13 protein-coding genes and 1 pseudogene are annotated in these 23,620 nt (G+C 52.4%); 3 read left to right on the plus strand and 11 right to left on the minus strand.

Annotation, left to right across the window (positions count from 1 at the left end):
• Positions 1-108 precede the first annotated feature (108 nt).
• Positions 109-1,485, plus strand: coding sequence for a 30S ribosomal protein S12 methylthiotransferase RimO (gene rimO / locus CFK45_RS15620; protein ID WP_096087450.1), 1,377 nt, complete (start codon positions 109-111; stop codon positions 1,483-1,485).
• A gap of 196 nt (positions 1,486-1,681) precedes the next feature.
• Positions 1,682-3,490, plus strand: coding sequence for a putative bifunctional diguanylate cyclase/phosphodiesterase (locus tag CFK45_RS15625; protein ID WP_096087384.1), 1,809 nt, complete (start codon positions 1,682-1,684; stop codon positions 3,488-3,490).
• Positions 3,491-3,614: 124 nt separating this feature from the next.
• On the opposite strand, the pseudogene CFK45_RS18765 reads toward CFK45_RS15625, so the two are convergent.
• The 7 genes and pseudogenes from CFK45_RS18765 to CFK45_RS15660 all read right to left on the minus strand — a co-directional run.
• Positions 3,615-4,076 (minus strand): annotated as a pseudogene (locus tag CFK45_RS18765) (NAD(P)H-dependent oxidoreductase); the annotation flags it as partial.
• Positions 4,077-4,184: 108 nt separating this feature from the next.
• Positions 4,185-4,679, minus strand: coding sequence for a GNAT family N-acetyltransferase (locus CFK45_RS15635; protein WP_204378494.1), 495 nt, complete (start codon positions 4,677-4,679; stop codon positions 4,185-4,187).
• A gap of 151 nt (positions 4,680-4,830) precedes the next feature.
• The gene (locus CFK45_RS15640; protein WP_096087387.1) at positions 4,831-5,655 is read right to left on the minus strand and encodes a LytR/AlgR family response regulator transcription factor; all 825 of its coding nucleotides are present in this window, start codon (positions 5,653-5,655) and stop codon (positions 4,831-4,833) included.
• Positions 5,642-6,712: a sensor histidine kinase gene (locus tag CFK45_RS15645; protein WP_096087388.1), complete on the minus strand. Its 1,071-nt coding sequence runs from the start codon at positions 6,710-6,712 to the stop codon at positions 5,642-5,644. The genes CFK45_RS15640 and CFK45_RS15645 overlap by 14 nt, the downstream gene beginning before the upstream one ends.
• Positions 6,713-6,950: 238 nt before the next feature.
• Complete coding sequence (locus CFK45_RS15650; RefSeq protein ID WP_096087389.1) at positions 6,951-8,822, minus strand: hypothetical protein; 1,872 nt, start codon at positions 8,820-8,822, stop codon at positions 6,951-6,953.
• A gap of 265 nt (positions 8,823-9,087) precedes the next feature.
• Positions 9,088-10,491, minus strand: coding sequence for a DUF1552 domain-containing protein (locus CFK45_RS15655; RefSeq protein ID WP_158224732.1), 1,404 nt, complete (start codon positions 10,489-10,491; stop codon positions 9,088-9,090).
• An 11-nt stretch (positions 10,492-10,502) separates the two neighbouring features.
• Positions 10,503-15,338, minus strand: coding sequence for a malectin domain-containing carbohydrate-binding protein (locus CFK45_RS15660; RefSeq protein ID WP_096087391.1), 4,836 nt, complete (start codon positions 15,336-15,338; stop codon positions 10,503-10,505).
• Positions 15,339-15,910: 572 nt separating this feature from the next.
• On the opposite strand from CFK45_RS15660, the gene CFK45_RS15665 reads away from it, so the two are divergent.
• Positions 15,911-18,856 carry a CHASE3 domain-containing protein gene (locus CFK45_RS15665; protein ID WP_096087392.1) on the plus strand — a complete coding sequence of 982 codons (2,946 nt, stop codon included), beginning with the start codon at positions 15,911-15,913 and terminating at the stop codon, positions 18,854-18,856.
• Between the two features lie 39 nt (positions 18,857-18,895).
• On the opposite strand, the gene CFK45_RS15670 is transcribed toward CFK45_RS15665, so the two are convergent.
• Genes CFK45_RS15670 through leuS form a run of 4 tightly spaced genes read right to left on the minus strand, consistent with a single transcriptional unit; the run spans position 18,896 to position 23,564 of the window.
• Positions 18,896-19,342 carry a GNAT family N-acetyltransferase gene (locus CFK45_RS15670; RefSeq protein WP_096087393.1) on the minus strand — a complete coding sequence of 149 codons (447 nt, stop codon included), beginning with the start codon at positions 19,340-19,342 and terminating at the stop codon, positions 18,896-18,898.
• Positions 19,343-19,384: 42 nt separating this feature from the next.
• Complete coding sequence (gene holA / locus CFK45_RS15675) at positions 19,385-20,434, minus strand: DNA polymerase III subunit delta (RefSeq protein WP_096087394.1); 1,050 nt, start codon at positions 20,432-20,434, stop codon at positions 19,385-19,387.
• Entirely contained in the window at positions 20,434-20,910 is a 477-nt protein-coding gene (locus tag CFK45_RS15680; protein WP_158224733.1) for an LPS-assembly lipoprotein LptE, read from the minus strand. Before CFK45_RS15680 ends, holA begins: the two co-directional genes overlap by 1 nt.
• Positions 20,911-20,957: 47 nt before the next feature.
• Positions 20,958-23,564 (minus strand): leucine--tRNA ligase, encoded by a 2,607-nt coding sequence (gene leuS / locus CFK45_RS15685; RefSeq protein WP_096087396.1) that lies wholly within the window; start codon positions 23,562-23,564, stop codon positions 20,958-20,960.
• Positions 23,565-23,620: the final 56 nt, after the last annotated feature.

Here is a 23,620-nt window from a genome sequence, read left to right on the forward strand (position 1 = left end):
TTTTATTTGGGGGCTTAGCCCAGCTCTTGCCTTGCAGCGCATATATTTTAGGCAGTCTTGCCTGTCTTGGTTATAATTCGCGGCCCCTTCATCAATGCAGTAAAAAATATGAGCTCTGAGACCCCAGAAACAGTATCTGACGATAGTGCCGGCCAGAAAGTAGGTTTTGTAAGCCTCGGGTGCCCTAAGGCTTTGGTTGATAGTGAGCGAATACTTACGCAACTGCGTTTAGACGGCTACGACGTTGTACCGAGCTACGATGACGCCGATGTGGTGGTGGTTAATACCTGTGGTTTTATCGACAGCGCCAAGCAAGAGAGTCTCGATGCCATCGGTGAGGCGATGAAAGAAAATGGCAAAGTCATTGTTACCGGCTGCATGGGCAAAGGCAGTGACGCCGAAGTGATCAAGCAGAATTATCCACAGGTGCTGAGTGTAACCGGGCCCGCCGCGTATGAAGAGGTGATGGGAGCCGTACACGAGTACATCCCCGTTCAGCAGCAACACGACCCGCTGGTTGACTTGGTGCCGCCGCAGGGGGTGAAGCTTACTCCGCGCCACTACGCTTATTTGAAGATCAGCGAAGGCTGCAATCACCGCTGCAGTTTCTGCATCATTCCGGCGATGCGCGGTGATCTGGTTAGCCGCCCAATCGGTGAAGTGCTCGACGAAGCTGAGCGCTTGGTCAAGGCCGGAACTCGTGAGCTACTGGTCATCTCGCAAGACACCAGCGCCTACGGCGTCGATATGAAATACCGCACCGGTTTTTGGCAGGGCATGCCGGTTAAAACCAAAATGCTCGATATGTGCGAGGCCCTTGGCAAGATGGGTGTTTGGACGCGCCTACACTACGTCTACCCCTACCCTCACGTCGACGATGTCATTCCATTGATGGCCGAGGGTAAGATCCTTCCTTACCTCGATATTCCATTCCAGCACGCGAGCCCACGTATTCTGAAATTGATGAAGCGCCCGGCTCACCAGGAAAAGACTCTCGAGCGCATCAAGCGCTGGCGCGAGACCTGCCCCGAGCTTGTAATCCGCTCGACCTTTATTGTCGGTTTCCCCGGTGAAACTGAAGAAGATTTTGAACTCTTGCTCGACTGGCTCAAAGAAGCGCAGTTGGACCGCGTAGGCTGCTTTAAGTACAGCCCGGTTGACGGTGCCCCGGCAAATGAGCTGCCGGATCCGGTACCCGAAACGGTCAAAGAGCAGCGCTGGCAGCGCTTTATGGCCGTGCAACAGAGTATTAGTGCCGCCAAATTACAGCAGCGCATAGGCTGGGAAATGCAGGTGCTGGTGGATGAAGTACACGAAGATGGCTCGGCGACGGCTCGCTCCTACGCCGACGCGCCAGAGATCGATGGTTTGGTTCATGTCGAGGCGGTGCTGCCCAGCGTTCAAGCTGGCGACTTTATAGATGTTGAGATAACGGCCGCAGACGAATACGACCTGTTTGCCGCTCAGTTGGTAGAGCAAGAATGAAAAGTTAGAACAAGATGTTATAGCTGCCGCGCCAGCCCACCCCGGCGCCTATAACATCCTGTTATTTTACGCGCCTTCATTTGCAGATTTATCGCTAGATTATTCCTACAAAGCCTAAGTGGGTTTTAACTTAGTCCTGCTCGTCCTGATTGCTCGCCTATAGTTAGGTTAAGGCCCAATCGCAGTATGAGGGAGCATGGCGACACAACTCCGCGCAGAAAATGCCGTACGGCTCGGAAGAAAGATCACGGATCTGCTCTCATCCGGCCCTAAACCTGCAAACTACCTTGCGGGTTTGCTTAATTCTGTACCCGCACTTATATCAGCTGTTGATGAAAACGGCCTGGTATTGTTTGCCAGCCCTGAGCATTTAGAACTTAAAGACGTCGCTGAGAGTCTCGACGATGTGCATTTTGTTCACCACCTGTTCCCTGCCTTTGTCAGCAAGCGTTTTAAGCCTTCGCTGGTAAAAGCTGTGCTCGAAGGTGGCCTCGAGCACTGGGAGATGAGCGCTTATAACAAGCAGGGGCGACCGGTACTCTATAGCATTAGCCACAAAGTCGTGCGTGATGAACACAGTGGCCAGCAGTTGATTTTTACCGTTGGGGTACAGAGCAAGGCGGCCGATCTTGCCACTGCCACCGTGCTCAAAGAACAGCAGGACAAACTCAGCTACCTCAGTTACCACGACGAGTTGACGGGCCTGGCCAATCGCAGCTTGTTTTACGACCGTGTGCATAAAAGCCTTATCCGGGCCAAACAGACCAATGGCAACTTTGCGCTTTTGTTATTTGACCTCGATCGCTTTCGCAATATTAACGACAGCTTAAGTCACGAAGCGGGCGACCAGCTGTTAAAGGCTGTAGCCCGGCGCCTGCAAGAAGAGCTTCGCGATACGGACACCGTTGCGCGCTTGGGGGCCGATGAGTTTGTGGTCATACTTGAAAACATTGAGCGCCCGCGCGATATCGAGAATATTGCCGATAAATTATCCCGACGCGTCTCTGAGCCTGTGGAGCTAGAGGGCCATGAGCTGCGCTGTACAGCGAGCATAGGCATCAGCCTATATCCAAAAGACGGCGACAGCATTGATCAGTTGCTTAAATACGCTGATCTGGCGATGAACAGGGCCAAGCTTAAAGGTAAAAACCGCACTCAGTTTTACGTTAAAGCGATGGCCGATAACGCTGTTAATTATTTACTGCTCGAAAATGATCTGCGCAGGGCCATTAATGACGAAGAGCTGTGTTTGCAATATCAGCCTCAGATCGATTTAAGCAGCGGGAGAATTTGTGGGCTCGAAGCGCTGGTGCGCTGGCAGCACAAAAAACGGGGCATGGTCAGCCCAGGCGAATTTATACCTCTGGCCGAAGAAACGGGGCTGATTGAGCCTCTGGGGGCCTGGGTATTGTACCGCGCCTGCAGCCAGTTCCAGAGCTGGTTGATGCAGGGTATTAACTTTGGCAAAGTGGCGGTGAATTTGAGCCCGCTGCAGTTTCGCCAGGATCACATTGAGCAGCACATTGTGAAAACACTGCTCGAGACACGCTTATCACCTGAGTATCTCGAGCTTGAACTAACCGAGAGCTGCGCCATGGAAAATGCAGCCGAAACCATACAGGTGCTGAACTGTTTAGCTGAGATGGGCCTGGGCCTTGCCATCGATGACTTCGGTACCGGCTACTCCTCACTGGCTTACCTTAAGCGCTTTCCCATTAATAAACTTAAGATCGATAGAAGTTTTGTAAAAGATATCGATGTCAACGAGTCCGACGCGTCGATCGCCAAATCGGTAATTGATTTAGCCCACAACATGAACCTGCGTGTGGTGGCAGAAGGCGTGGAGCGGGCTAGTCAGTGTCAGTGGCTCAGTGAGTGGGGCTGCGATCAGGTTCAGGGTTTTTATTTCGCGAAACCCATGAACCAAGAGGCGCTGCTAGCGCTGACCAACGACACACAGAAGTGCGAAAAGAATGAGGCTGGTGTTCGCCTGCTGCTGCCGTAATGGTTTCTCCGTGTAAGGCGCTTGCATGAGCGCTTGGAATATTCCCCGGTGCGGTGAAATAATCGCTGAGGTGGCGCTTATAGGCGTGTTCAACCCAGCTCGTCGATGCAAACAAGATATCGTCGGCGTGAAAAGTCTGCAGCTGTTTGTTGATGCCAGCGTAGCGGCTGCTCAAGATTAGCGGCTGCAGTAGTTGATCAATATGGTCAATCCCGTCGATTAGTTCACCGTTGCCCAGGCGCTCCTTTTTAAGGTTTGAAGCCGTGACAATCATAAAGTGTTTATTGTTATCCTCACTGCAGGCCTGATCGTTGCCGTATAGGTCTTGCAATAAAACGAGGTCGAGCCAGCTAAGCATTGGTGCGGGCACGTTAAACCAAAAAAGCGGGGTGATGTAAATCAAGGTATCGGCCCACGCAACTTTTTGCTTCTCTTTTTCAGTTTGCCAGTGATGGTTGACGTCGCTAATTTGAGTTTCGTGGCCGGCAGCCACAAGGCTCGCTTCGCTTGTTGTCAGTAACTTCTGATTAAGCTTAGTTTTGCTGTCGTAGAACGGGTGCCCAGCGGCAACAAGTAAAACTTTCACATCATGCCTCCATGTATAGGCCTTGTTAGTACAGTTATTATTGTGACTGTACTGTGACAGGAAAGTTCACGTGTTATTTATTTGGTGGGCCTGCTGCCATGGAGGTGCTTAAGATCGGGGCTGTTTCCAGTTGTTATTGATAAGTGCCCAGCGGTGATGATCTTTCCAGCCGCGACCGCCGATGTTTAGGTAGGCTTTAGAGCAGCCTTCGAACTCAAAGCCTGCACTTTGTACCAGCGCGAGTGAGGCTGCGTTATCCGGTTGGATATTGGCCTCGATGCGATGTAAAGTAAGCTCTTCAAAGGCGTAGTTGATAAACAACGCTAAACCCTGGCGCATATAGCCTTTGCCTTGCCACGGGTGAAAGGCTTCATAGCCCAAGTACGCCGAATGGAAATAACCGCGCATTAAACCCGATAAATTAAATGTGCCAACAATACTGTTGTCGTTTTGTAGGCACAATAAGCGCCGGTAGCTGTCTTGCAGAAAATACTCGATGTGTTTAGGGGCAAAGCTCCAGGGTTCGTGGAAATAACGGCTGTCTTTGTAAAGCTGCTGAAGCTTATCGAGATCTGAAACTGAAACTTTTCTTAAAGTAAGCACAATGAATATTATTGTCAGTAGTTGTTGTGGCCTGATTGTAATAGGCGTGCTTAGTTTAGCGTTTGCCCGGTGATGACGATAGTGTATAGCAGCAGAGCCGCTTAGAGATATGCGCTGCGCTCGAACGTCAAGGCCGGCGCGAACAAGGTTTTTATAGCTGTTTTAACTGGCGCCGGACTTGGTCGCGATAGCTTCGGCTTACTTTTAAGCTGCGCCCGCTCACTAGCTGCAAGTGAAGTTCGCCGCTGCTGTCATTGTTCCACGAGCTGACCTTTTCTAAATTGACAACGGTGGAGCGATGTATGCGCAAGAAGTTCAAACCGTCGAGCTGTTTTAATAGCGCTTTCATGGTTGAGCGAACAACGTGAGTCTGCTCGTGTTGATGTACACACATATAGTCGCCGGCGGCTTCGACCAGGTCAATTTCGCTGGTATTGACCCGTTTGGTGACGTGGCCGTCTTTGATGCTGATGCTTTTTTCCTGTGTACTGTTTTTGGATTTAAGCGCAGAAATGGACTCAAGCGTCGAGTCAAATGAACTTAAGTTAAGCTGTTGAATGTTTTTTGCAAAATCTGAATTTTCAAAAAGCAATTTTTGCTTGGCAATATCTAAACGCAGTTTGTTAATGCACTGCTCAAGTCTTTGTTCATTTACCGGTTTAAGTAAATAATCCAGAGCGTTTGCCTCGAAGGCTTCGATCGCGTAATCGTTGTAAGCCGTTACGAAAACAATAGCTGGTAATTGTTGCTGTTTTAGTAGCTGTTGTACAAGTTGCATGCCGTTCATACCCGGCATGGCAATATCGAGGAACACCAAGTCGGGTTGGTGCTTGTTGATTTCTTCAAGCGCACTGCGGCCACTACCTGCCTCGGCGATAACAACTAAATCTTGGTACTGTTGCAGGCGAACTCTCATGCCGCGCCGCGCCAGCGGTTCATCGTCAACAATGATGCAGCGTATTTTACTTGTGTTCATTAAGGTTGAACTCCAGTGGCAGGCTGATGATGGCTTCAAAGCCAGAGTTCTTTCCATGCAAATTTTGCATGTAGAACTCAAAGCGCTCGGGGTAAAGTGTTTGCAGGCGCTCGCGAATATTCTTAAGGCCAACACCACTTCCACTACTGATCTGACCCTGGCTTAAATCTGCACCCGGGCCGTCGTCGTAAACACAAAGCTCTAGTTGATTGAGTTTTTTTCTCGCCCGAATGCCTATTAAGCTGGCATCTTCATCAATAGCAATGGCGTGTTTGATGGCGTTTTCTATCAGCGGCTGAAGAATTAAGCTTGGAACTAAAGCCTGTTCGCAATTTTTGTCGATCTGCCACTCAACTTCGAGGCGATCACAGAAGCGTACCTGCTCAATCTGCAAGTACAGTTGCAGCATGTGAACTTCCTGCTGAAGTTCGACCAGCTGAAGCGGGTCACTGTCGAGCGAGCAGCGCAAAAACTCACTGAGCTTGACGGTCATGTCGTTGGCGTTTTTTCTCTCGTCAATTAAAATCAAACTGGAAATCGCGTTGAGCGTATTGAATAGGAAGTGCGGGTTAAGCTGATAGCGAAGCATCTTTAGCTGGGCTTGATGTGCGACACTACTCAGGTGTAAAGCTCGATGTTTTTGCATTTGCAGCTGCTGATTAAAAATCACGACAAAATAAATAAGGCTCCAGCACAGCATAATAAAAAAGCCCCACAGCAAGTGCTGGGCGTAGCTCAACCACTCTTTGCTGGCAAAGCTGCCAAAATACAAGTACTCGCCAAACAGGTTTTTACTGAAAATAAACACCGCAGCGCCGATATAACACGCCTCAAGTACAACAATAATCTGTACCCAGATTGCTTTATTACTTAAGTATTGATAGAGCGGCCTGAGTGCGCTGCTAATCAAAAAACCGAGCAAACCAACAAAGGCGACATTGAGGCTGGCCTTCAGCTGTAAACCGTCAGTAATGGCATAGCCGGTGATATGAACGAGCGTAAATAAACACCAGCCTAGAATCTGGCAAACAATAAAACGGTATTTCTGGCGGAGCATCGATTTTTGCTGGCCCTGAAGGTATTAATTTTGTTGCTCAGCCCGGCTCTTAAGCTCGCTGCCTGAGCGCTGCCCGCGGCTGAGCTCAGTAGGCGCCCAGCGCAGGTCTGGCAACTATATCACTGCTCGGGGCCTATCCCCACGTTATTAGTCGTGGCGAAGCTGTCGTTTAACGCAGGGCCAATGTTGGCCCTGCGTTTGCCACCGAATTATCTTGCTCTCATTCGGCACACAGCGATCAGCGGTGGGCGATTTCGACTAAACCCCAGACCGCCAAGCCGTCAAAGGCCAGCAAATAATCGCCGCTGTCATCCTGTTTGAGTTCGAGCTCTTGTGAGCTGCCGTCGGGCAGGTGCAGCTTGGCGCCTTTAAGTTTTTTGGCAAAGAAGTTTTTGCTAATGCGCAGTTCAACGTCATCCAGCTGGGGCGTGATGCCCTGGCTTTCATCGAAGGGGCGATTTAGCAAGTGAATAACATAGGGTGCTTTGTGAGAGCTGGATGTTCGCGGCAAGGCGGAGACGAGGTGGTCGGCCGGAGCGCCGGCAACGGTCGCTGAAATTTTATTTTTTACCAGAGACGCGAGCTTGTCGGAATCCGAGCTGTCGACCACTTTTTCCGAATAAAGATCGAGCAGTGCCTGATGCTCTTCGCTTAAGAAGCTCGCGTCGGCGTCGGTAACCAGCGCGTCAAAACGTGAAAGCTCTTTTAAGCTTGGCGCAAAGCTGTTACCGGCGTCGCCGAACATCAGAAAGTCAAAACTGTAGTTGCCGAGCATCAAATTCGTTACCGAGCCAAAAGTGCTGATCGTGCCTTCGGTTGATGAGCTGTCGACATAGGCCTGCATCGGCGCAATATAGGCGACATTTGAATAAGCTTTATAACCGTCGAATAGTTGCTTGTGTCTATCGACAAACTGGTACAAGTCGCGATAGTTGTCGGCGCCGGGCTCCCAGACATTAATATCTTCGCCGCCTATCCACACTCGCGCAGGAATCGAAAACACCGCTCCCATTGCGTAGGCTTGGGCAATCCATCCGCGTGCCTGGCGCGGGACGTTGCGCTGCTGCAGGTTGGCAAACTCAAATGGATAGGGGAAATACACCATGGTTTTGTCGATGGATTCCGCCGCTTTCATATGTGGAATAGTGGCCATGGTAATTTGGTCCGGGAAAAAGTCAGGGAACATAAATGCTTCCCCGGCCCAGTATGTTAACTCATCAGAGTTTAGGTAACCGCGCACATCAATCATCGATGTGGTTGCGCCAATATCGATGTCGCTGTCTTTGCTGCGAATATAGGCAAAAACCTCATTCATCTTTTCATTGAGCACATCGCGGTTAAAGTAGGTGTAGTCTTCTATCAGTGGAATGGCGGTGACGCCACCGCCAAAAGCCGAGGCCTGGGCCTGAAAACTTTCATTGGTATAGCCCGCGTCACGCAGGTAGTCGCCGTAATCAAAACTGTCGATATTTTCTATGCCCATCGCATAGAGTTCCATCATCGTATATTTGTCGGCCATATAGTTTCTAAAGGCTTTTATGGCGGGTTCGGAAAAATCACCGCCGGCGCCGAGCAGTTGAGTTGAGCGCACCGATGAGGTCTGTGAATCAAACATAATATGGCTGATATCGGCTTCAAACATGCGGTCGACCTGAAGCTTGTAGTAGTCGACAAACAGCGGGCTGTGGTTGCTCAGCCAGCCGTTTGGATAGCCGTTGTAACTTAAATCACCCATAAAAAAATATGTGACTATGTCGCCGTCGAGGTTGCGTACATAGTGCTGGTCGGGTTGTTCGGCGTAGTCGATAAACCACTGAAAACCCCAGTCAAATTCGCCGCGGGCATTAAAATCTAAACCCTGGTCACGATAATAGGCGACCTCGGCCACCCACTCGCCAAGTACTGCGTCGTCGTGCAGTTGTTGCTGGGGCATATGGCCCCAAAATATACCGGTGGCAGCAAAATCCTGAAATTCTTCGAGCTCTGAATTTATGCCGTAGGTATACCAAATAGTTGATTTGGGCAGGCTTGTTTGGGTATCGCCACCACAGGCGGCGAGGGCCAATGCAGATACGGCCAGCAGGGCCTTGTAGCTGGTATTTATTAACATAGTGCTCTCCATAGTAATCGTCCAATCAGCGTTCGCAGCTGTTGAATCCCAATGCCTGGACTCAAGCTGCCACAGCAAAATAAGAAAAATAGAGAGCTCTAAAAAGTGGCTTGCGCTGAATGCACTTTAACTTGCGGTGAGCGCAAACGCGTTGCGTTTTTGAGACGGAAAATTCTAAAACCGGTAGGCGAAAAAAGAAAAAGCCCGCAGCTCAATAAGAGTGCGGGCTAAAGCGGGAGCTTAAACTAGAAAAATAAAAAAGTGCTTATGCCAGTACACCAGGCAGAGGGCCTTTACAGAAATCGGGAATACCAAAATGGTCGATGTCGGTAAAGCCCATCGCGTGTGCGGCCGTTACATAAACGTCGCCGTGAGTGCGGCGATCATTACTAAAGTCAAAGAACTGACCGGTATTGATCGCACCACCGGCGCGGCCGGCACTGACATAAGGGATGTTGGTGCGGTTGTGCTCAACGTTGTTTTCATTTGAGTGTTCACTGGTCCAGATAACGTAAGTGTTATCAAGCATAGTGCCGTCACCCTCAGGAATGCTCTTCATCTTCTCAAGCAGATAAGCAAAACGCTCGGCATACCATTCAACAACGAGGTTGCGGCCGCGAACTTTATCGGCGCCGCCGATAGCACCATGGGTCAGCGCGTGGTGGGCAATGACCAGGCCTTTGGTGGTGAACACGGTGTTATCCGCTGCGCCCGACCACATAAGGGTACCAACACGCGAGCGGTCACAGGAAAGTCCCTGAACAATCAGGTCCATCATGTTTTCACCGTCAATGCGATAGCGCTCGTCGTACACACCAACTTCATCTTTGAGTGTTGGTACAGAACAAGAGAGGCTGCCGGCACTTTCCTGGAAAGCCAGTTGGCGCTCAAGCTCGCGCACGGCGTCGAGGTGAGCTTCCATCTTGTGCAGGTCTTCCGTGGCGATAACGGTTTTGATTGCATCGATTTCTGCTTTGGCATGATCAATCACACTGCGGCGCTCAGCCAGGCGGCGAGCAAAGGCTTCGTCGCCGCCGGGGCCGCCAGTATCGGCCGCGTTAAAGATATCGCTGTGCAGGGTCTGCGCGTCGACCTGGGGGTAAATCGAGGCGCCTGGTGTGCCGTAAACCTGGTGGTAAAAAGCGTTCTCTGGGGTTTTGACCCCTGCAAAGATGTATTTAAGCCCGGTTTGTGTCTCTGGGTTCTCCTGAAGGCGCTGACTGATGTATTGGTCAATTGACAGGCCTTCGGAGTGATAAACCGCTTCCTGGTCGCCGTCGTTGGCACCGCCATCGGCCTTTTTGGTAAAGGCTGCGGTCAACAAGTGCGGAGCGAGAGCCGGGTGACTGTTGGTCACATTGTAGGTGCGACCGTCGCCCAGGATTTTTAAATAGGCACCAAAGTCGATGCCGCGGTAGATATTGATATCACTTTTTAGGTGATCGAGCACCTTAAAGGATTCACCGTTGACATAATCGGGGCCGGGGTTAGACGGAATGTAGCCGTCGCCGTGACCACTGGGGGTGGTCATGACGATAAAGCGCTTAGGTGCATTGCCGTCGGCAGCTTCGGCATTAAAGACCGGGATAAAGGGCGCCGCAGCGCCCAGGCCCATGGCCTTAATGACCGTGCGACGTGAATAGTTCTTAAATATTTCGCGTTTTTTCATTGTCATCATCCTCACTGGGCGTTGGCGCGACGGTGGCGGAAGGCGTCACTGAGTACGATGGAGCGAATCACATCCTGAATCGAACCGCCTTGGCTATACGCTGCGTCGTTGGCCTGGCCAAGTGAGCAGGTGTCGTTAGTGTTAGGTGTGCGGCCAACAGCAAACTGGAACCACTGATAGGTGTAGCACTCTTGAACATCGGTACTGGCAGCAAGTTTAGATTGCAGGCCCTGCGCACCTTTGAACTCACCGTCGACGTCGGTCTTAAGGAAATAACCGCTGTCGTCAACCGGGAAGCCAGCTCCGTACATATCTTGCCAGTGACCACTGTCGTCAAAGTTATCAAGCGGGAAGCCGAGCGGATCCATCAGCGTGTGACAACCGCCACAGCCCGGGTCTTCGGTGTGCAGCTTAAACAACTCGCGCGGGTTCAGGCCGGGGATGCTTTGATCTGGCTCACCAATAGTTGGTGGGGCCGGTGGAATCACACCACAGAGCACTTGCTCACGCAGGAACAGGCCGCGCGTCGTTGGCGAGTGGTTGCTGCGCAAGAACGGCGCTCGCGTCAACAGGCCTGCGCGAATGTCGGCGTTGACACGATATTTGTCAAAACCGTCGCTGCCGCTGGCAATTGGGCTGCCGCTAGCCTCGTAAAAGGCTTTGGTGGCGTCGTTCAAATAACCGTAGTCTACGGTAAACAACTCGCGGTACGTCGCGTTGTCGGCAAAGACCAACGAGTTCAGGGTGCGGCGGAAGTCTTCAAGGGCCGCATATTGCTCGTCGTAGTCGTTGGTACCTTCAGATGGCTCTGTAACGTGCATCCACTGCTCGTGGAACAGCTGCACCACTTCGTGAGCTCGGGCGTCATTTAACATGCGCTCGGCTTGCTGAGTCAGAACCATGTCGTCACTGAGCTGACCGTTGGCGGCAAGATCAAGCAAAACATCGTCGGGCACACTGCGCCACAGGAACAGAGCCAGGCGACCGGCGAGTTCGTAGTCGGTCAAGGCGCGAACGGCACTTTGGCCTTCGCCTTGTTCGACGTAGTAGAGGAACTGCGGCGAGGCGAGGATGGCTTGCAGCATTGTCGACAGGCCGCGATCAAAATCCTCGGCCGTTTGCGCAGCCCGGAAAACCGTCAGCAGGCGCTCTTGTTCAGCGGCAGAGACAGGGCGGCGGAAGGCGCGGCGGCCGATGCTGTCGATAACCGCTACCGCGCAGTTTTCGTCATTGGCGGCGCAGCTTGGCATCCACTCGTTTTTGGTCAACAGCGCAGCATCGGCAACCTTGGTCGCAGCTTCAAAGTACTGTTTGACCTGGTTGAACTCCGGTGCGCGGGAACTGTTGATAAAGAAGTTGCCAACCAGCTGGTCGGCACTAAAGCCGCGGGTGAAGTCACCTTCAACTTTAAACAGATCGGAAACCATGCGTGCGTAGTCCACACCGGCGACACGGCGCAGGGTGTTAAAGCCGGTATCCGGAGTACCACAGGCACCTAAATCACCACCTTTATCGAGGAAGTCTGACAGCTCAACATCTGGGCGGCCTTGGTAACCGGCAAAGTTATCGAGAATGTAGTCAGCCATATCGGTTGCACAGTCGCCAACACAGGCGTGAGCAAACTGGAAAGGCATCTGTCTCTCGATAAAGTTGACCAAGCTGTCGCGGCTGCCGCAGGTTGTACAACGGCTTGCAGTCAGCGCATCACCGAGTTCAGAGCGACCTTTGCCATCCGGGCCACCGTGACAGTTTGAACACATACGGGCGTATTTGTCTTCGGTGTTTTCGGCGCGCTTGATATTGATGTAGCTCAGCGTTGGGTTAAAGGTCACCGACTTCATTTCAATAGTGATTTTACCATCGGCAACCCAGATATCTTTGGCCTCTTTAATCAAGGCGCTGTGATAACTGCCGGTCTCGCCGACCGGGTCAACATTGCTGAGTTTTTGCTCACCTTCAATATCGACATTAAATACACGCGCACCGGCAGAGGTGTGGGTTTGAACCAGTTCAACAAAACCTAGCTCGACATTGTAGAAACCGGCTGGTACGTCAAATTCGTAGGTGCTTTCGCCATAGCGCTCGGTAAAGAACAGGCCGTCGTTTTCGGTATTGGGTACCGATACGATAATACCTTCCTGGTTTGAGGTGCCGCCGCCGCTAAAGCCGTAATCGGCCTTAAACTCGGTGCCGTGGATGCCGGTGTAATCTCCGCCGCCGACATTGACGGCAAGGAAACTTACATAGCGAGTTTCTTCAGGCTCCGGTGGGGTAGTTGGGCTAGGTGATGGGGTTGGTGTTGGGGTTGAGCCATTTAAATCGTGCTCATGCTCTAACCAAGCGCGAATTGATGCGGCGCAGTTTGCGTCGCAGGCTGCGGCATTGCCCAGTGGCATGCGCTCCACGGTATCAGAGTCAAAATGGCTGTTGCGTATAGCATCAATGATTTCTCCCCACTCCCCGCCTAAGCCAGTGTCACCGTGACAAGCTGTGCCACATACGCTGAGGTAGGTGTCTTTACCTGCTTGTAATTCCGGGGTTAGATCTGGGTCGGGAGCGCTAGACGGGCTAGGCTGAGGCGCTGGGCTTGGGCTAACAACAGGGCTCGGGCTAACTTGAGGCTGAGAGCTCGGGCTCGGCACTGGTGCCGAAGACGGGCTTTGCTGCGGTTGAGAACTTGGGCTCGGTGCAGGGCTCGGCTGGGTGCTGCCGCCGCTAACGCGCTGAACTTTGATCCAGCTAACGGTTGGGTTGTGTGTTACTTTTTCGAAGCTCAGGTTGAGCTTGCCGTCGCTGACGCTGATATTGTCGACGACTTTGTTTAAGGCTGTGCGCACAGCACCGCTTTCACCCGCAGGGTCAACATTTTGCAAGCGCACTTGGTTTTCAACACGAACGTTAAATACTCGCGAGCCTGCGCTGTGTGTAGTGACCAGCTCAACAAAGCCGAGTTCTACACGATAGTTGCCGTTGTCGACATCAAATTCGTAAGTACTTTCACCCCAGCGCTCGGTGTAGAACAGCGTGTCGTTGGTGGTGTTGAGAATATCGGCATTGCTGGCGCTCTGGTCAGAGGTGCTGCCACCGCTAAAGCCTGAATCGGCGCTAAAGCGCGTGCCGTCGGCTGCAGTAAAGGCCGCACCGGCGACGTTAATGGCAACAACCGTTTCATACTGAGGAGGTTGCGGGCTTGGGCTCGGCTGAGGGTTAACACTCGGCTCGGGCGTCGGTGTATCAACCCAGGTTTTGATATACGCCGCAACTTCTGTTGCACAGCTGCCAACACAGTTACCTGGAACCGCGGGCATCCATTTTACAATGTAGTCTTCCAGGCTGAGCTGTACGCCGGCTTCTTTGCTGTGTGCAAAGCTAGTTTTGCTGGCATCAAGCGCAAAAATAGCTGCTGTGCCGTCGGCATTTTTGCTGCCATCTACACCATGACAAGCTAAACACTGAGCTTCGTACTGAGTCTTGCCCGCTTCAACAATGGGGTCTGTAGGGTTTGAACTCGGCGACGGCTGGGGCGCAGAGCTCGGCTGAGTTGAAGGCTGAGGGTTGGCGCTAGGCTGAGTCGACGGCTGTGGGTTACTGCTCGGCGCCGTCGAAGGCTGAGGCGCTGAAGATGGTGCGGCAGAAGGCGCAGGGCTCGGCACAACCACGGTATTCCAGCTGCGTATATAAGCTGCGGTGTCGGCGGCACAGGTGCCTACACAGGTTGTCGGTGGGTTGGTGCCAATAGGCATTGCTTCGATAATGTAGGTCACAATATCGGTATTGTGCGCGCCGTAGGTAGGTTTGCTTGAATCAAGCTTGTTTAGACCTTCGCCTTTGGCGCCGTGACAGCTGCTGCACTGGTTGTCATAGGCGGTTTTCCCGGCGACGGCATCACCTAAGCTAACACCCGTAGCTTCTACCACTTCTGAAGCGGTATTTTCATACTGGTTGTCGCTCACTTGCAGTTGAATGCTGTAGCTAACATTGCTCTGGCGAATAATTTGAATCGAGCTGTTACTGCCGTAGTCTTGACTGTTTACCGTCCAGCGATACGTCAGGGCGTCGCCATTCGGGTCGTAACTCTTGCTGCCATCAACGGTAATCATCTGATTGTTGGGCTCAATGTTTACGTCTATAACCGCAACAGGAGGCTGGTTTTGACCGGGGACAATTGGGCTTGGTGTTGGCGACGGTGACGGTGACGGCGCAAGGCTTGGCTTGGGCGCCGGCAAGTCAATCAAGTCGTTCCAGCTGCGCACATAGGCGGCGACGTCTTTTGCGCACTGGCCAGAGCAGAGGCTGGGCGCAAGCGGCATCTCCAAGTCAAAATAGCTAACGATATCGCGATTATTGCGGCCGAAGCTTAACTTGGTTTCGTCAATAATAGGATTCGTTGTGGCCTTGCCATCAACGCCGTGACAGCCAAGACATTGATCAATGTAAAGCTCTTTACCGCGCTCGGCGTCACCGAGTTCAACATGGGCGGCATCAAATACTTTGTGAGCATCGCCTTCGTTGGCGTTGTCACTGACTATCAGTTGGATGCTGTAGCCAAGTGCCGGGTCACGCGGCACGGTGGCTGACATGCCCGTCGTGTAATCGGCGCCGTTTACGCGCCACTGGTAAGATACGATGGTGTCGTTGTCAGGGTCGTAACTCTTTGATGCATCAAGCTGGATTTCACTATCAGTTAAAGAGGTTACGCTGATAACAGCGATAGGCTTTCCAGCCTGGGGGTCGGATGGATTGGAGGGCGGAGCAGCACTGTCGACGTCGACAGCTCCGCCACAGGCAGACAAAACTAACGCCAACGCCGGCAGAGCCAGGCGGCGAATACTAGGTAGTGAGCGCACGGTTTATCTCTTATGTAAGTTAGAAGAGGGATGTGTAAAGTTTAAGATTTGAACAAATTATCGGGTGTGACCCAGGTCTCAGGGGGCATTGGGCTTGAGCTTGATTCAGCTCAATGTATGAATTGTGCATTACAAATAAGCTATAGGGCTGCCACTATAGTATGGTTTTGTTTGGCGCGCAAAACATCTTTTATTGCTTTCCCGCCTGGCCTTTTCCCGTTCTTTGGCTTTAGCTGTAATGACAAAAAGCTCAGAAAATTAAGTAAACGTTTTCGACTCTTTTGTGTTTTATCTATCTCTCTTGTCCGGCAATAGCAAGCTAACTCTTAAAAGTGTCAGTGCTGTGTGTTTTGCGCCGGCTGTGAACCGTTGCAGGCGCCTGCTGCGGCTGAAGCCCTTTATCTACGGCGGCTGAAGCTCTTTATCTACGGCGGCTGAAGCTCTTTGTCTACACTACACATAGAGTTCAGGTGCTTACCTGACTCAATGTTCCTTTCGCCCAAGCGCTCGTTGCGCAACTGATGCCTGGGACATAGCCACAAACACATCGCGAGTTGGATCGCCCAGGGCTCATGGCAAACTTGTTAACGTTTAGCATTCGTCAAAAGATACTCGCAGGTTTTGCTTTCCCGCTTGCGTTGATAGCACTGTTTTCAGTGCTTATCTATCAGGCGATTCAAAGCTCACTGGCGACGGCTAACTGGGTGCGCCACACCCAGGAAGTGATTGCAACGGCCTACCGCCTAGAAAAGCTGATGGTCGATATGGAGACCGGCGAGCGCGGCTTTTTGATTACCGGTAACGAGTTATTTCTCGAGCCCTATATCAACTCCCGACAGGCCTGGAGCCAGGAGATGCTCAGCTTAAAGACTTTGGTGAGCGACAACCCGCCGCAGGTTGAACTGGCCGAAGAGATTGAGCAGTTGTGCCTGGAGTGGATGCACTCGGTTGCGGCGCCCGAGATTGAGCTGAGACGCGGCCTCCGCCAGCAGGGCAAAGGTTTGGTCGAGCTAACCAAGGTAATTGAGGCAGACACTGGGCGCTTTTTGATGGATGATCTGCGCGAGCAGCTGCGTGTGTTTGTCGATGTTGAACACGAGCTGATGCAAGAGCGCACGGTCAATGCCGAGCGCGCGGCGCAGTTTACCCTGCTTATTTCCTCGATTGGCCTGCCGCTGTTGGCCTTATTAGGCTGCATCGTTGCGGTCGCTATTTTGTTTCGCACCATTTTTATTCCGTTAAAGCAGCTGCTTGGCGCAACCCGGGATATCGCCGCAGGGGATCTGTCTATAAAACTGCAGGCTCATGCCGAGGATGAGTTCGGCGAGTTGGCGGCTTCTTTTAATACAATGACTCAATCGCTCAGAGACGGCCGCGAGCAAATAGAGGCGGGCAACTTGCGCCTGCGCCACGCGCATCAAGCGCTTGAGAAAAAAGCCGCAGAACTTGAGCTGAGCAGCCAGCACAAGTCTCAGTTCCTTGCCAATATGAGTCATGAAGTCAGAACCCCGCTAAATGGCATTTTGGGTATGTTGGCTTTGATTCAACGCTCCGAGCTGAGCCCCAAAGTCGCTCGCTACAGCCACCTCGCGCGCGACAGTGCGCAATCGCTGCTGGTGGTGATTAATGACATTCTCGATTTTTCTAAAATTGATGCCGGTAAGTTGCAAATAGAGCGGGCTGATTTTGACTTGCTGAATTTTTTTAGCGATTTCTCTCAGGCGATGGCCTATCGAGCGCAAGAGAAAGGCCTGAATCTTGTTCTGGATGTGAACCAGCTCAGCTTCAGGCATGTTTGCGGCGATGTGGCGCGCCTGCGGCAAATACTGAACAACCTTGTGAACAACGCCATTAAATTTACCGAGCACGGCCAGGTTGTGATTAGAGCGGCGGTCGAGCAAGTCGACAGTGGCCACATAAAACTTCAGTGCAGTGTCAAAGATAGCGGCATTGGCATTGCGCCTGAGAATATTGCCAACTTGTTTGATGAATTTACTCAGGAAGATGCCTCGACAACACGCAAGTTCGGTGGCACAGGTTTGGGGCTGGCGATAGCGAAAAAACTTTGCAAACTTATGCACGGCGATATTTGGGTTGGCAGCCTAAAGGGCCAGGGCAGCGAATTTAGTTTTTATTTGCAGCTTGAGCTAAGTGAAAAACAAGGCGCCCTGCCTTTTTATAGTTTGCAGCGCAAAAGCGTTTATCTGCTCGACGCCTGCGTGTTTAGCCGCGAGGTACTCAGTAACCTGCTGTTGCGCTGGGGAGCAAGCCTAACGAGCTTTGATTCGCTGTCGAGCCTTCGTAGCGAGCTTAATTCAGAGGCGCAGCCAGAGCTTGTATTGATGGATGTGGATACGATCACTCAGAGCCCAAACGAAGCGTGTGTTGATGTCATTGCCGGGCAGCTCAAGCTGCTAGCGAAGAGTCAGATAATACTGTTATCGGGTATTGACGGTTTTATTCACTCCGACGAGCCCCTGGCAGAGGCAGCAGATGCGGTGCTGCAAAAGCCGCTGAACCCAAGCGAGCTGCTAGAGCTTTTCAGTCAGTTGGAGCACTCAGAGTCCAAAATCAATAATTTATACAAAAAAGAATTGCAGCAAGCTAGCTTGCGCGGCGCAGGCCAAAAAAAGCGGCTTCAAAAAATTTTATTGGTTGAAGACAATATTTTTAACCAGCAGGTTGCGATGGGTTTTTTTGAAGATTTTGATGTGCACGTTGAGCTTGCCGAGAACGGTTTGCAGGCTTTAGATAGCATTAGGGGCTCTAAAGAAGGCGACGAGTTTTTGTTGCTCTTTATGGACTGTCAAATGCCGGAGTTAGACGGCTACGAGACCAGTAAGCGAATTCGCGCGGGTGAAGCTGGCGGCCGCTACCGGCAAGTTCCAATTGTGGCGATGACGGCCAACGCGATGGCCGGCGATAAAGAAAAGTGTTTAGCGGCGGGCATGAGCGATTATTTAAGTAAGCCGGTTGACTATGAAAAGCTCAAGCAAAAAATTGAGCAGTACTTGCAAGATAAAAATGTAGTTACTGAAACGGTAGCCGCCCAAACGCGCAGCGGTAAAACAAAAGACGCGCTTGCAGCTGAAAGCGGCAATAGCCAAAGCAACAGCAAAAACAGTAGCCAAAACAACAGTAAAAACGAGCAAGACAGTACGCAGCAGCATGCCCAGGCTCTATGGCAACTCGATAGTTTTATGCGCAGAATGAAGGGGCGCAAAGATAGAGCTCAGCGCCTTGCTGGCGTTTTTCTCGGTGATTTTCAAAGCACACTGCTTGAACTTGAGCGAGCCCAAGTTGCTGGAGATCGCGGCGCGTGTCGGGAAATTGGCCATAAATTAAAAGGAGCGCTGGCAAACTTAGATGCCCCGGCGCTCGAACAACAAAGCCGCGAAATCGAGCTTAAATCTGAGCAACTTGAAACAGCTCAGCTGCAGTTGCTTGTGCAGGCGTTTTTAAAGCAGGCGGCACTACTTGAGAGGGAAATAAAAAACTGGTTAGAGCAACAAGCGTAGAGCTTTGGGCTGTCAGTTTAGGGCTTTCAGTTTAAGGATTTAAGTTCCGGCAGCTTTGACCATGGTTTCGGCAAGTACCGCCACGCCGTTGTAGTCAGTCCAAAATGTTTCTTTTGTTCGAAACCCGTGCTGTTCGTAAAGCGTGCGCGCCGGCAAGTTGGAGTGAGCGATATTTAGGCTTATCTCGGCCTTAGATCGCGTCAGTACATATCGCAGTAGCGTTTTGCCCAAACCCTGGCCCCGGTACTTAGGTTTGACGTAGAGCGCTCGAATGTCACTGTCGGTGTGGGCAATAAAAGCTTGTAGCTCTATATCTGCATATACAAAAATCTGCGCCTGCATAATGCTGCTGTGGCGCCTGTTGTCGTCCGGTAGGGCAAGCAAAGTAAACTTGCTTTGCTCAAAGCGCAGCTCATCGAGTTTGCTCTGCGCGTAAATGTCGACAAGCTGTTGGTAGTCTGAGCTTTGATACGCGCGAATAGTCATAGTGTGTTTGGGCTTTACTCCTCGCGCCTGGCGCCACTAAATTTAAATAGTTAACAGCTGCTTTTGGGTGCGTTTGTTTAAGGCCTGTACACCGCAAAGATCGAGGCTGATATCGAGCAGTACGCTCCATATATCCCCGCTGGCAAGGCCTTTAATAACTTTATCCGCATGGGCGCATTTGCGCAGCAGCCACTGCAGTTCACCGGCTCTTTTGCGCTCTAGTGCCTTGCGAGTCAAAGCTTGTTTGTTTTGCCATATGCGCAGCTGTTTGCAGCTGGCCTCAAAGCTGCGCCCGGCGTCGCAGCTCTCTTTTAGCTGCGCCAGTGTGCGCACCTGATTTGCCAGCGCCCACAGCACCATAGGCGGTGCATTGCCTTCGGCTTTGAGGCCGTTCAGGCAGCTGGTGCAGCCCTGGGCATCGCCGCCGAGGGCTTTGTCGACAAGGTCAAAAATACTGTAGCGAGCGCTGTCCATTACCGCTTCGGCCATAGTTGCCGTATCGATTAAGCTTTTGTCGCTGAGCAGCTTGAGCTTTTCAATTTCCTGTACCGCAGCAAGTAGGTTGCCTTCAATCTTTGCGCAGAGCAAAGCCAGGGCTTCGGGTTCGGCGCTCAAGCCCGCTTGGTGCAAGCGTTGTTCTATCCAGCGCGGCAGCTGCTGGGCTCCGACAGGCCAAATAGTGACAACATCGGCGCTGCCGGCCAAGGCTTTAAACCAGGCGCTGTTTTCGCTGCGCTTGTCTATTTTGGGAAGTACAACCAGCAGTAGGGTGTCGTCGGGAATATGTTCACAATAGGCGCGCAGGGCTTTGCCTCCGGCATCGCCCGGTTTGCCGTTTTTAATTCGCAGCTCGAGTATTTTTTTCTCGGCAAACAGCGACATAGCGTTGGCGCTCATCAGCAGGTTGTCCCAGCTGAACCCGGCGTCGGCGTGGTGAACTTCGTGTTGGCTATAACCCTGTTGCTTGGCTGCGCGGCGGATGGCTGCACACGCTTCGTGCACCAGCAAGGTTTCATCACCGCAAACAACATAAATAGGGCGCAGGGCTCTGCTTAAGGCCGCCTGTAATTGCTCACTTTTGAGTTTGGCCATTACAGCGCTCGCTGAATGCTGCTTAAAATTTGCTCAACCAGCTGCTGGCGCATTTCTGTGATCAGCTCCTGTTGCTCGCGGTCTTTGGCGATGATTTGTTCTGGGTCGAAGTCGTAGTTGCGCCTGGCGGTGATTTCGCGTTGCTCAATCAAGGTGGTCGCGTTTTGGTTGACCTGATACTGCATGCGCATGGTGATTTGATATTGCGCAGCAGCGCCACTGCTGGCGTAACTCAGCGGTTTTCGGTCGAGCCGTTCCCGGCCGAGTTGCACGTAGAGCCCGGAATCGGAGCCTAAACGAATGCCTCGCTGTGTCATCGTTGTTAAGAAACTTCGATAAAACGCGCTGTTGCGGCTATCGCTAGAGAGTTCGAGTGCATCGAGCTCTGGCAAGGCGCTAGCCGCAAAGACACCGGTGCCCGGCGCTGCGCCGCGCACTTGCCAGCCGCAGCTGCTAAGCAGTAAGGCAAGCGCCACAAGAGCTGCAGAGGGCAGCAAGGTTCTCGCTCGGCGGGCGCTTATCATTAGTTGGCAACCACGTTGACGAGTTTACCCGGCACCACAATAACCTTGCGGATCATTTTGCCGTCGATGAACTTTTGCACGTTGTCATCGGCCAGGGCCAGGTGCTCAAGCTTTTCTTTGTCGGCATCGGCCGGTACATCAATTTTCGCACGCAACTTGCCGTTCACTTGCACAATCAAAGTGATGGAGCTGCGCGTCAGCGCGCTTTCGTCAACCTTGGGCCAGCTGGCATCAATCACCGCACCTTCGTGACCCAAAGCGCTCCAAAGTTCGTGAGCGATGTGCGGCACGATGGGGGCAAGCACCAATACCGCAGCGTCGAGTGCTTCGCGCTCGACGGCGAGGCCGAGTTCACTATTGCGGTCGGCGTGGCGGGTGACTTCGTTGAGCAATTCCATCACTGCGGCAACGGCGGTGTTGAAGGTTTGGCGGCGGCCGTAATCGTCGCTAACTTTCTTGATGGTTTCGTGAGTCTTGCGGCGCAGGTCTTTCTGTTTGTCGTCTAACGCGTCGGCATTGAGCGTGCCTGGCGTGCCGGCCTCAAGGTGAGAGCCAACAGTGCGCCACAGCTTTTTCAGGAAGCGGAAGGCGCCTTCTACGCCGCTGTCACTCCACTCAAGGCTCTGCTCTGGCGGTGCGGCAAACATTGAGAACAGGCGCACGGTATCGGCACCGTAATTTTCAACGAGATCGGCCGGGTCAACGGTGTTGAGCTTGGACTTGGACATCTTGGTGACGCCAGCATATTCCAAAGGCTCGCCGGTTTGTTTGTGTTTGGCACTGACAAATGCGCCTTTGTCATTGCGCTTTATTTCAACATCATCAAGGGCGATCCAGTCTTTGGCGCCGCTTTCGGTATTGCGATAAAAGGCATCGGCCAGAACCATGCCCTGACACAAAAGGCGCTCAAAAGGTTCATCACACTCGACCAGGCCTTCGTCACGCATCAGCTTGTGGAAGAAGCGGGCGTAGAGCAAGTGCAAAATCGCATGTTCGATACCACCAACGTACTGGTCGACCGGCAGCCAGTAGTTGGCAGCGTCGGCGTCGAGCATCTTGTCGGCATTGGCGCTGGTATAACGCGCGTAATACCACGAGCTTTCCATAAAGGTGTCGAAGGTATCGGTTTCGTGCTCAACCGCCTGGCCGTTGTGCTCGGTTTTACGCCACTCGGCATCGGCCTTAATCGGCGAGTGCACGCCGTCCATGACAACATCTTCCGGCAGCAATACCGGCAGGCGGTCGGCCGGAACGGGAATCTCACCGCCGTCTGGCAAGTTGAAGATGGGGATTGGAGCACCCCAGTAACGCTGACGGCTGACACCCCAGTCGCGCAGGCGGTAGTTGGTAGTCACCCGGCCTTTATCGGCGGCTTTTAGGGTCTCGGAGATGGCTTCAAAGGCGGCATCAAAGTTGAGACCGTCGTATTCGCCGCTGTTGACCAGCACACCTTTCTCGACAAAGGCTTCTTTGTCGAGGTTGACCTCTTCACCGTTTGACTTACTTGGATCAGGGGCAATGACCTGATTTATGGCCAGGCCGTATTTGTTGGCAAATTCCCAGTCGCGCTGATCGTGAGCCGGTACGGCCATGACTGCGCCAGAGCCGTAATCCATCAACACATAGTTGCCGACCCAAACACTGACTTCTTCGCGGGTAATCGGGTGCAGGGCTTTGAGGCCGGTATCGATGCCCTTTTTGTCCATCGAGGCCATATCGGCTTCGGCGACACTCTGGTTTTTGCACTCTTCAATGAAACTGGCGAGTTCAGGCCTGTCTTTGGCAAGCTCAAGCGCAATAGGGTGCTCGGCCGCGATGCTGACATAGGTCACGCCCATCAGCGTGTCCGGGCGAGTGGTATAGACCTCAAAGCTTGTGTGTTCAGCAACGGCGTCGGCGAGGTCAAAGACCATTTCAACGCCCTTGCTCTTGCCGATCCAGTTACGTTGCATCGTCACAACCTGCTCTGGCCAGTTGGGCAGTTTGTCTAGATCGCTTAACAGCTCTTCCGCGTAGTCGGTGATTTTGATAAACCACTGGGGAATTTCTTTGCGCTCGACCGGCACACCGGAGCGCCAGCCGCAGCCGTCGACCACCTGTTCATTGGCCAATACCGTTTGGTCGACCGGATCCCAGTTAACGGTGGCCATCTTTTTGTAGGCCAGGCCTTTTTCGTACAGGCGGGTAAAGAACCACTGCTCCCAGCGGTAGTAGTCGCTTTTACAGGTCGTTACTTCGCGCGACCAGTCAAAACCAAAGCCGAGCTCTTTGAGCTGCTGGCGCATGTAGTCGGTGTTGCTGTAGGTCCAGGCAGCCGGTGCGGTGTTGTTTTTGATCGCTGCGTTTTCAGCCGGAAGGCCGAAGGCATCCCAACCCATCGGGTGCAGCACGTTTTTGCCCTGCATGCGCTGGAAGCGCGCAATCACATCGGTGATGGTGTAGTTGCGCACGTGGCCCATGTGCAGGCGGCCGCTGGGGTAGGGGAACATCGCTAAGCAGTAGAACTTTTCTTTGCTGCGATCTTCGGTGACTTCAAAGCTTTTTTCCTGCTGCCAATACGCTTGTACGGCAGGTTCGATAGCACTCGGCTGATATTGATCTTTCATCGCGGTTGGAAAGGGGTCCAAAAAGAGGGATTCAAAAGTCCGCCATTATAGAGCCT

The sequence above is a fragment of the Agaribacterium haliotis genome (assembly GCF_002312815.1).
Lineage (GTDB): Bacteria > Pseudomonadota > Gammaproteobacteria > Pseudomonadales > Cellvibrionaceae > Agaribacterium > Agaribacterium haliotis.

Coding starts and splice junctions, on each gene's coding strand:
- CFK45_RS15650 (WP_096087389.1), bottom strand. CDS start 8,822: ATGTTAATAAATACCAGCTACAAGGCCCTGCTGGCCGTATCTGCATTG.
- leuS (WP_096087396.1), bottom strand. CDS start 23,564: ATGAAAGATCAATATCAGCCGAGTGCTATCGAACCTGCCGTACAAGCG.
- CFK45_RS15665 (WP_096087392.1), top strand. CDS start 15,911: ATGGCAAACTTGTTAACGTTTAGCATTCGTCAAAAGATACTCGCAGGT.
- rimO (WP_096087450.1), top strand. CDS start 109: ATGAGCTCTGAGACCCCAGAAACAGTATCTGACGATAGTGCCGGCCAG.
- CFK45_RS15655 (WP_158224732.1), bottom strand. CDS start 10,491: ATGAAAAAACGCGAAATATTTAAGAACTATTCACGTCGCACGGTCATT.
- CFK45_RS15640 (WP_096087387.1), bottom strand. CDS start 5,655: ATGAACACAAGTAAAATACGCTGCATCATTGTTGACGATGAACCGCTG.
- holA (WP_096087394.1), bottom strand. CDS start 20,434: ATGGCCAAACTCAAAAGTGAGCAATTACAGGCGGCCTTAAGCAGAGCC.
- CFK45_RS15625 (WP_096087384.1), top strand. CDS start 1,682: ATGGCGACACAACTCCGCGCAGAAAATGCCGTACGGCTCGGAAGAAAG.
- CFK45_RS15645 (WP_096087388.1), bottom strand. CDS start 6,712: ATGCTCCGCCAGAAATACCGTTTTATTGTTTGCCAGATTCTAGGCTGG.
- CFK45_RS15670 (WP_096087393.1), bottom strand. CDS start 19,342: ATGACTATTCGCGCGTATCAAAGCTCAGACTACCAACAGCTTGTCGAC.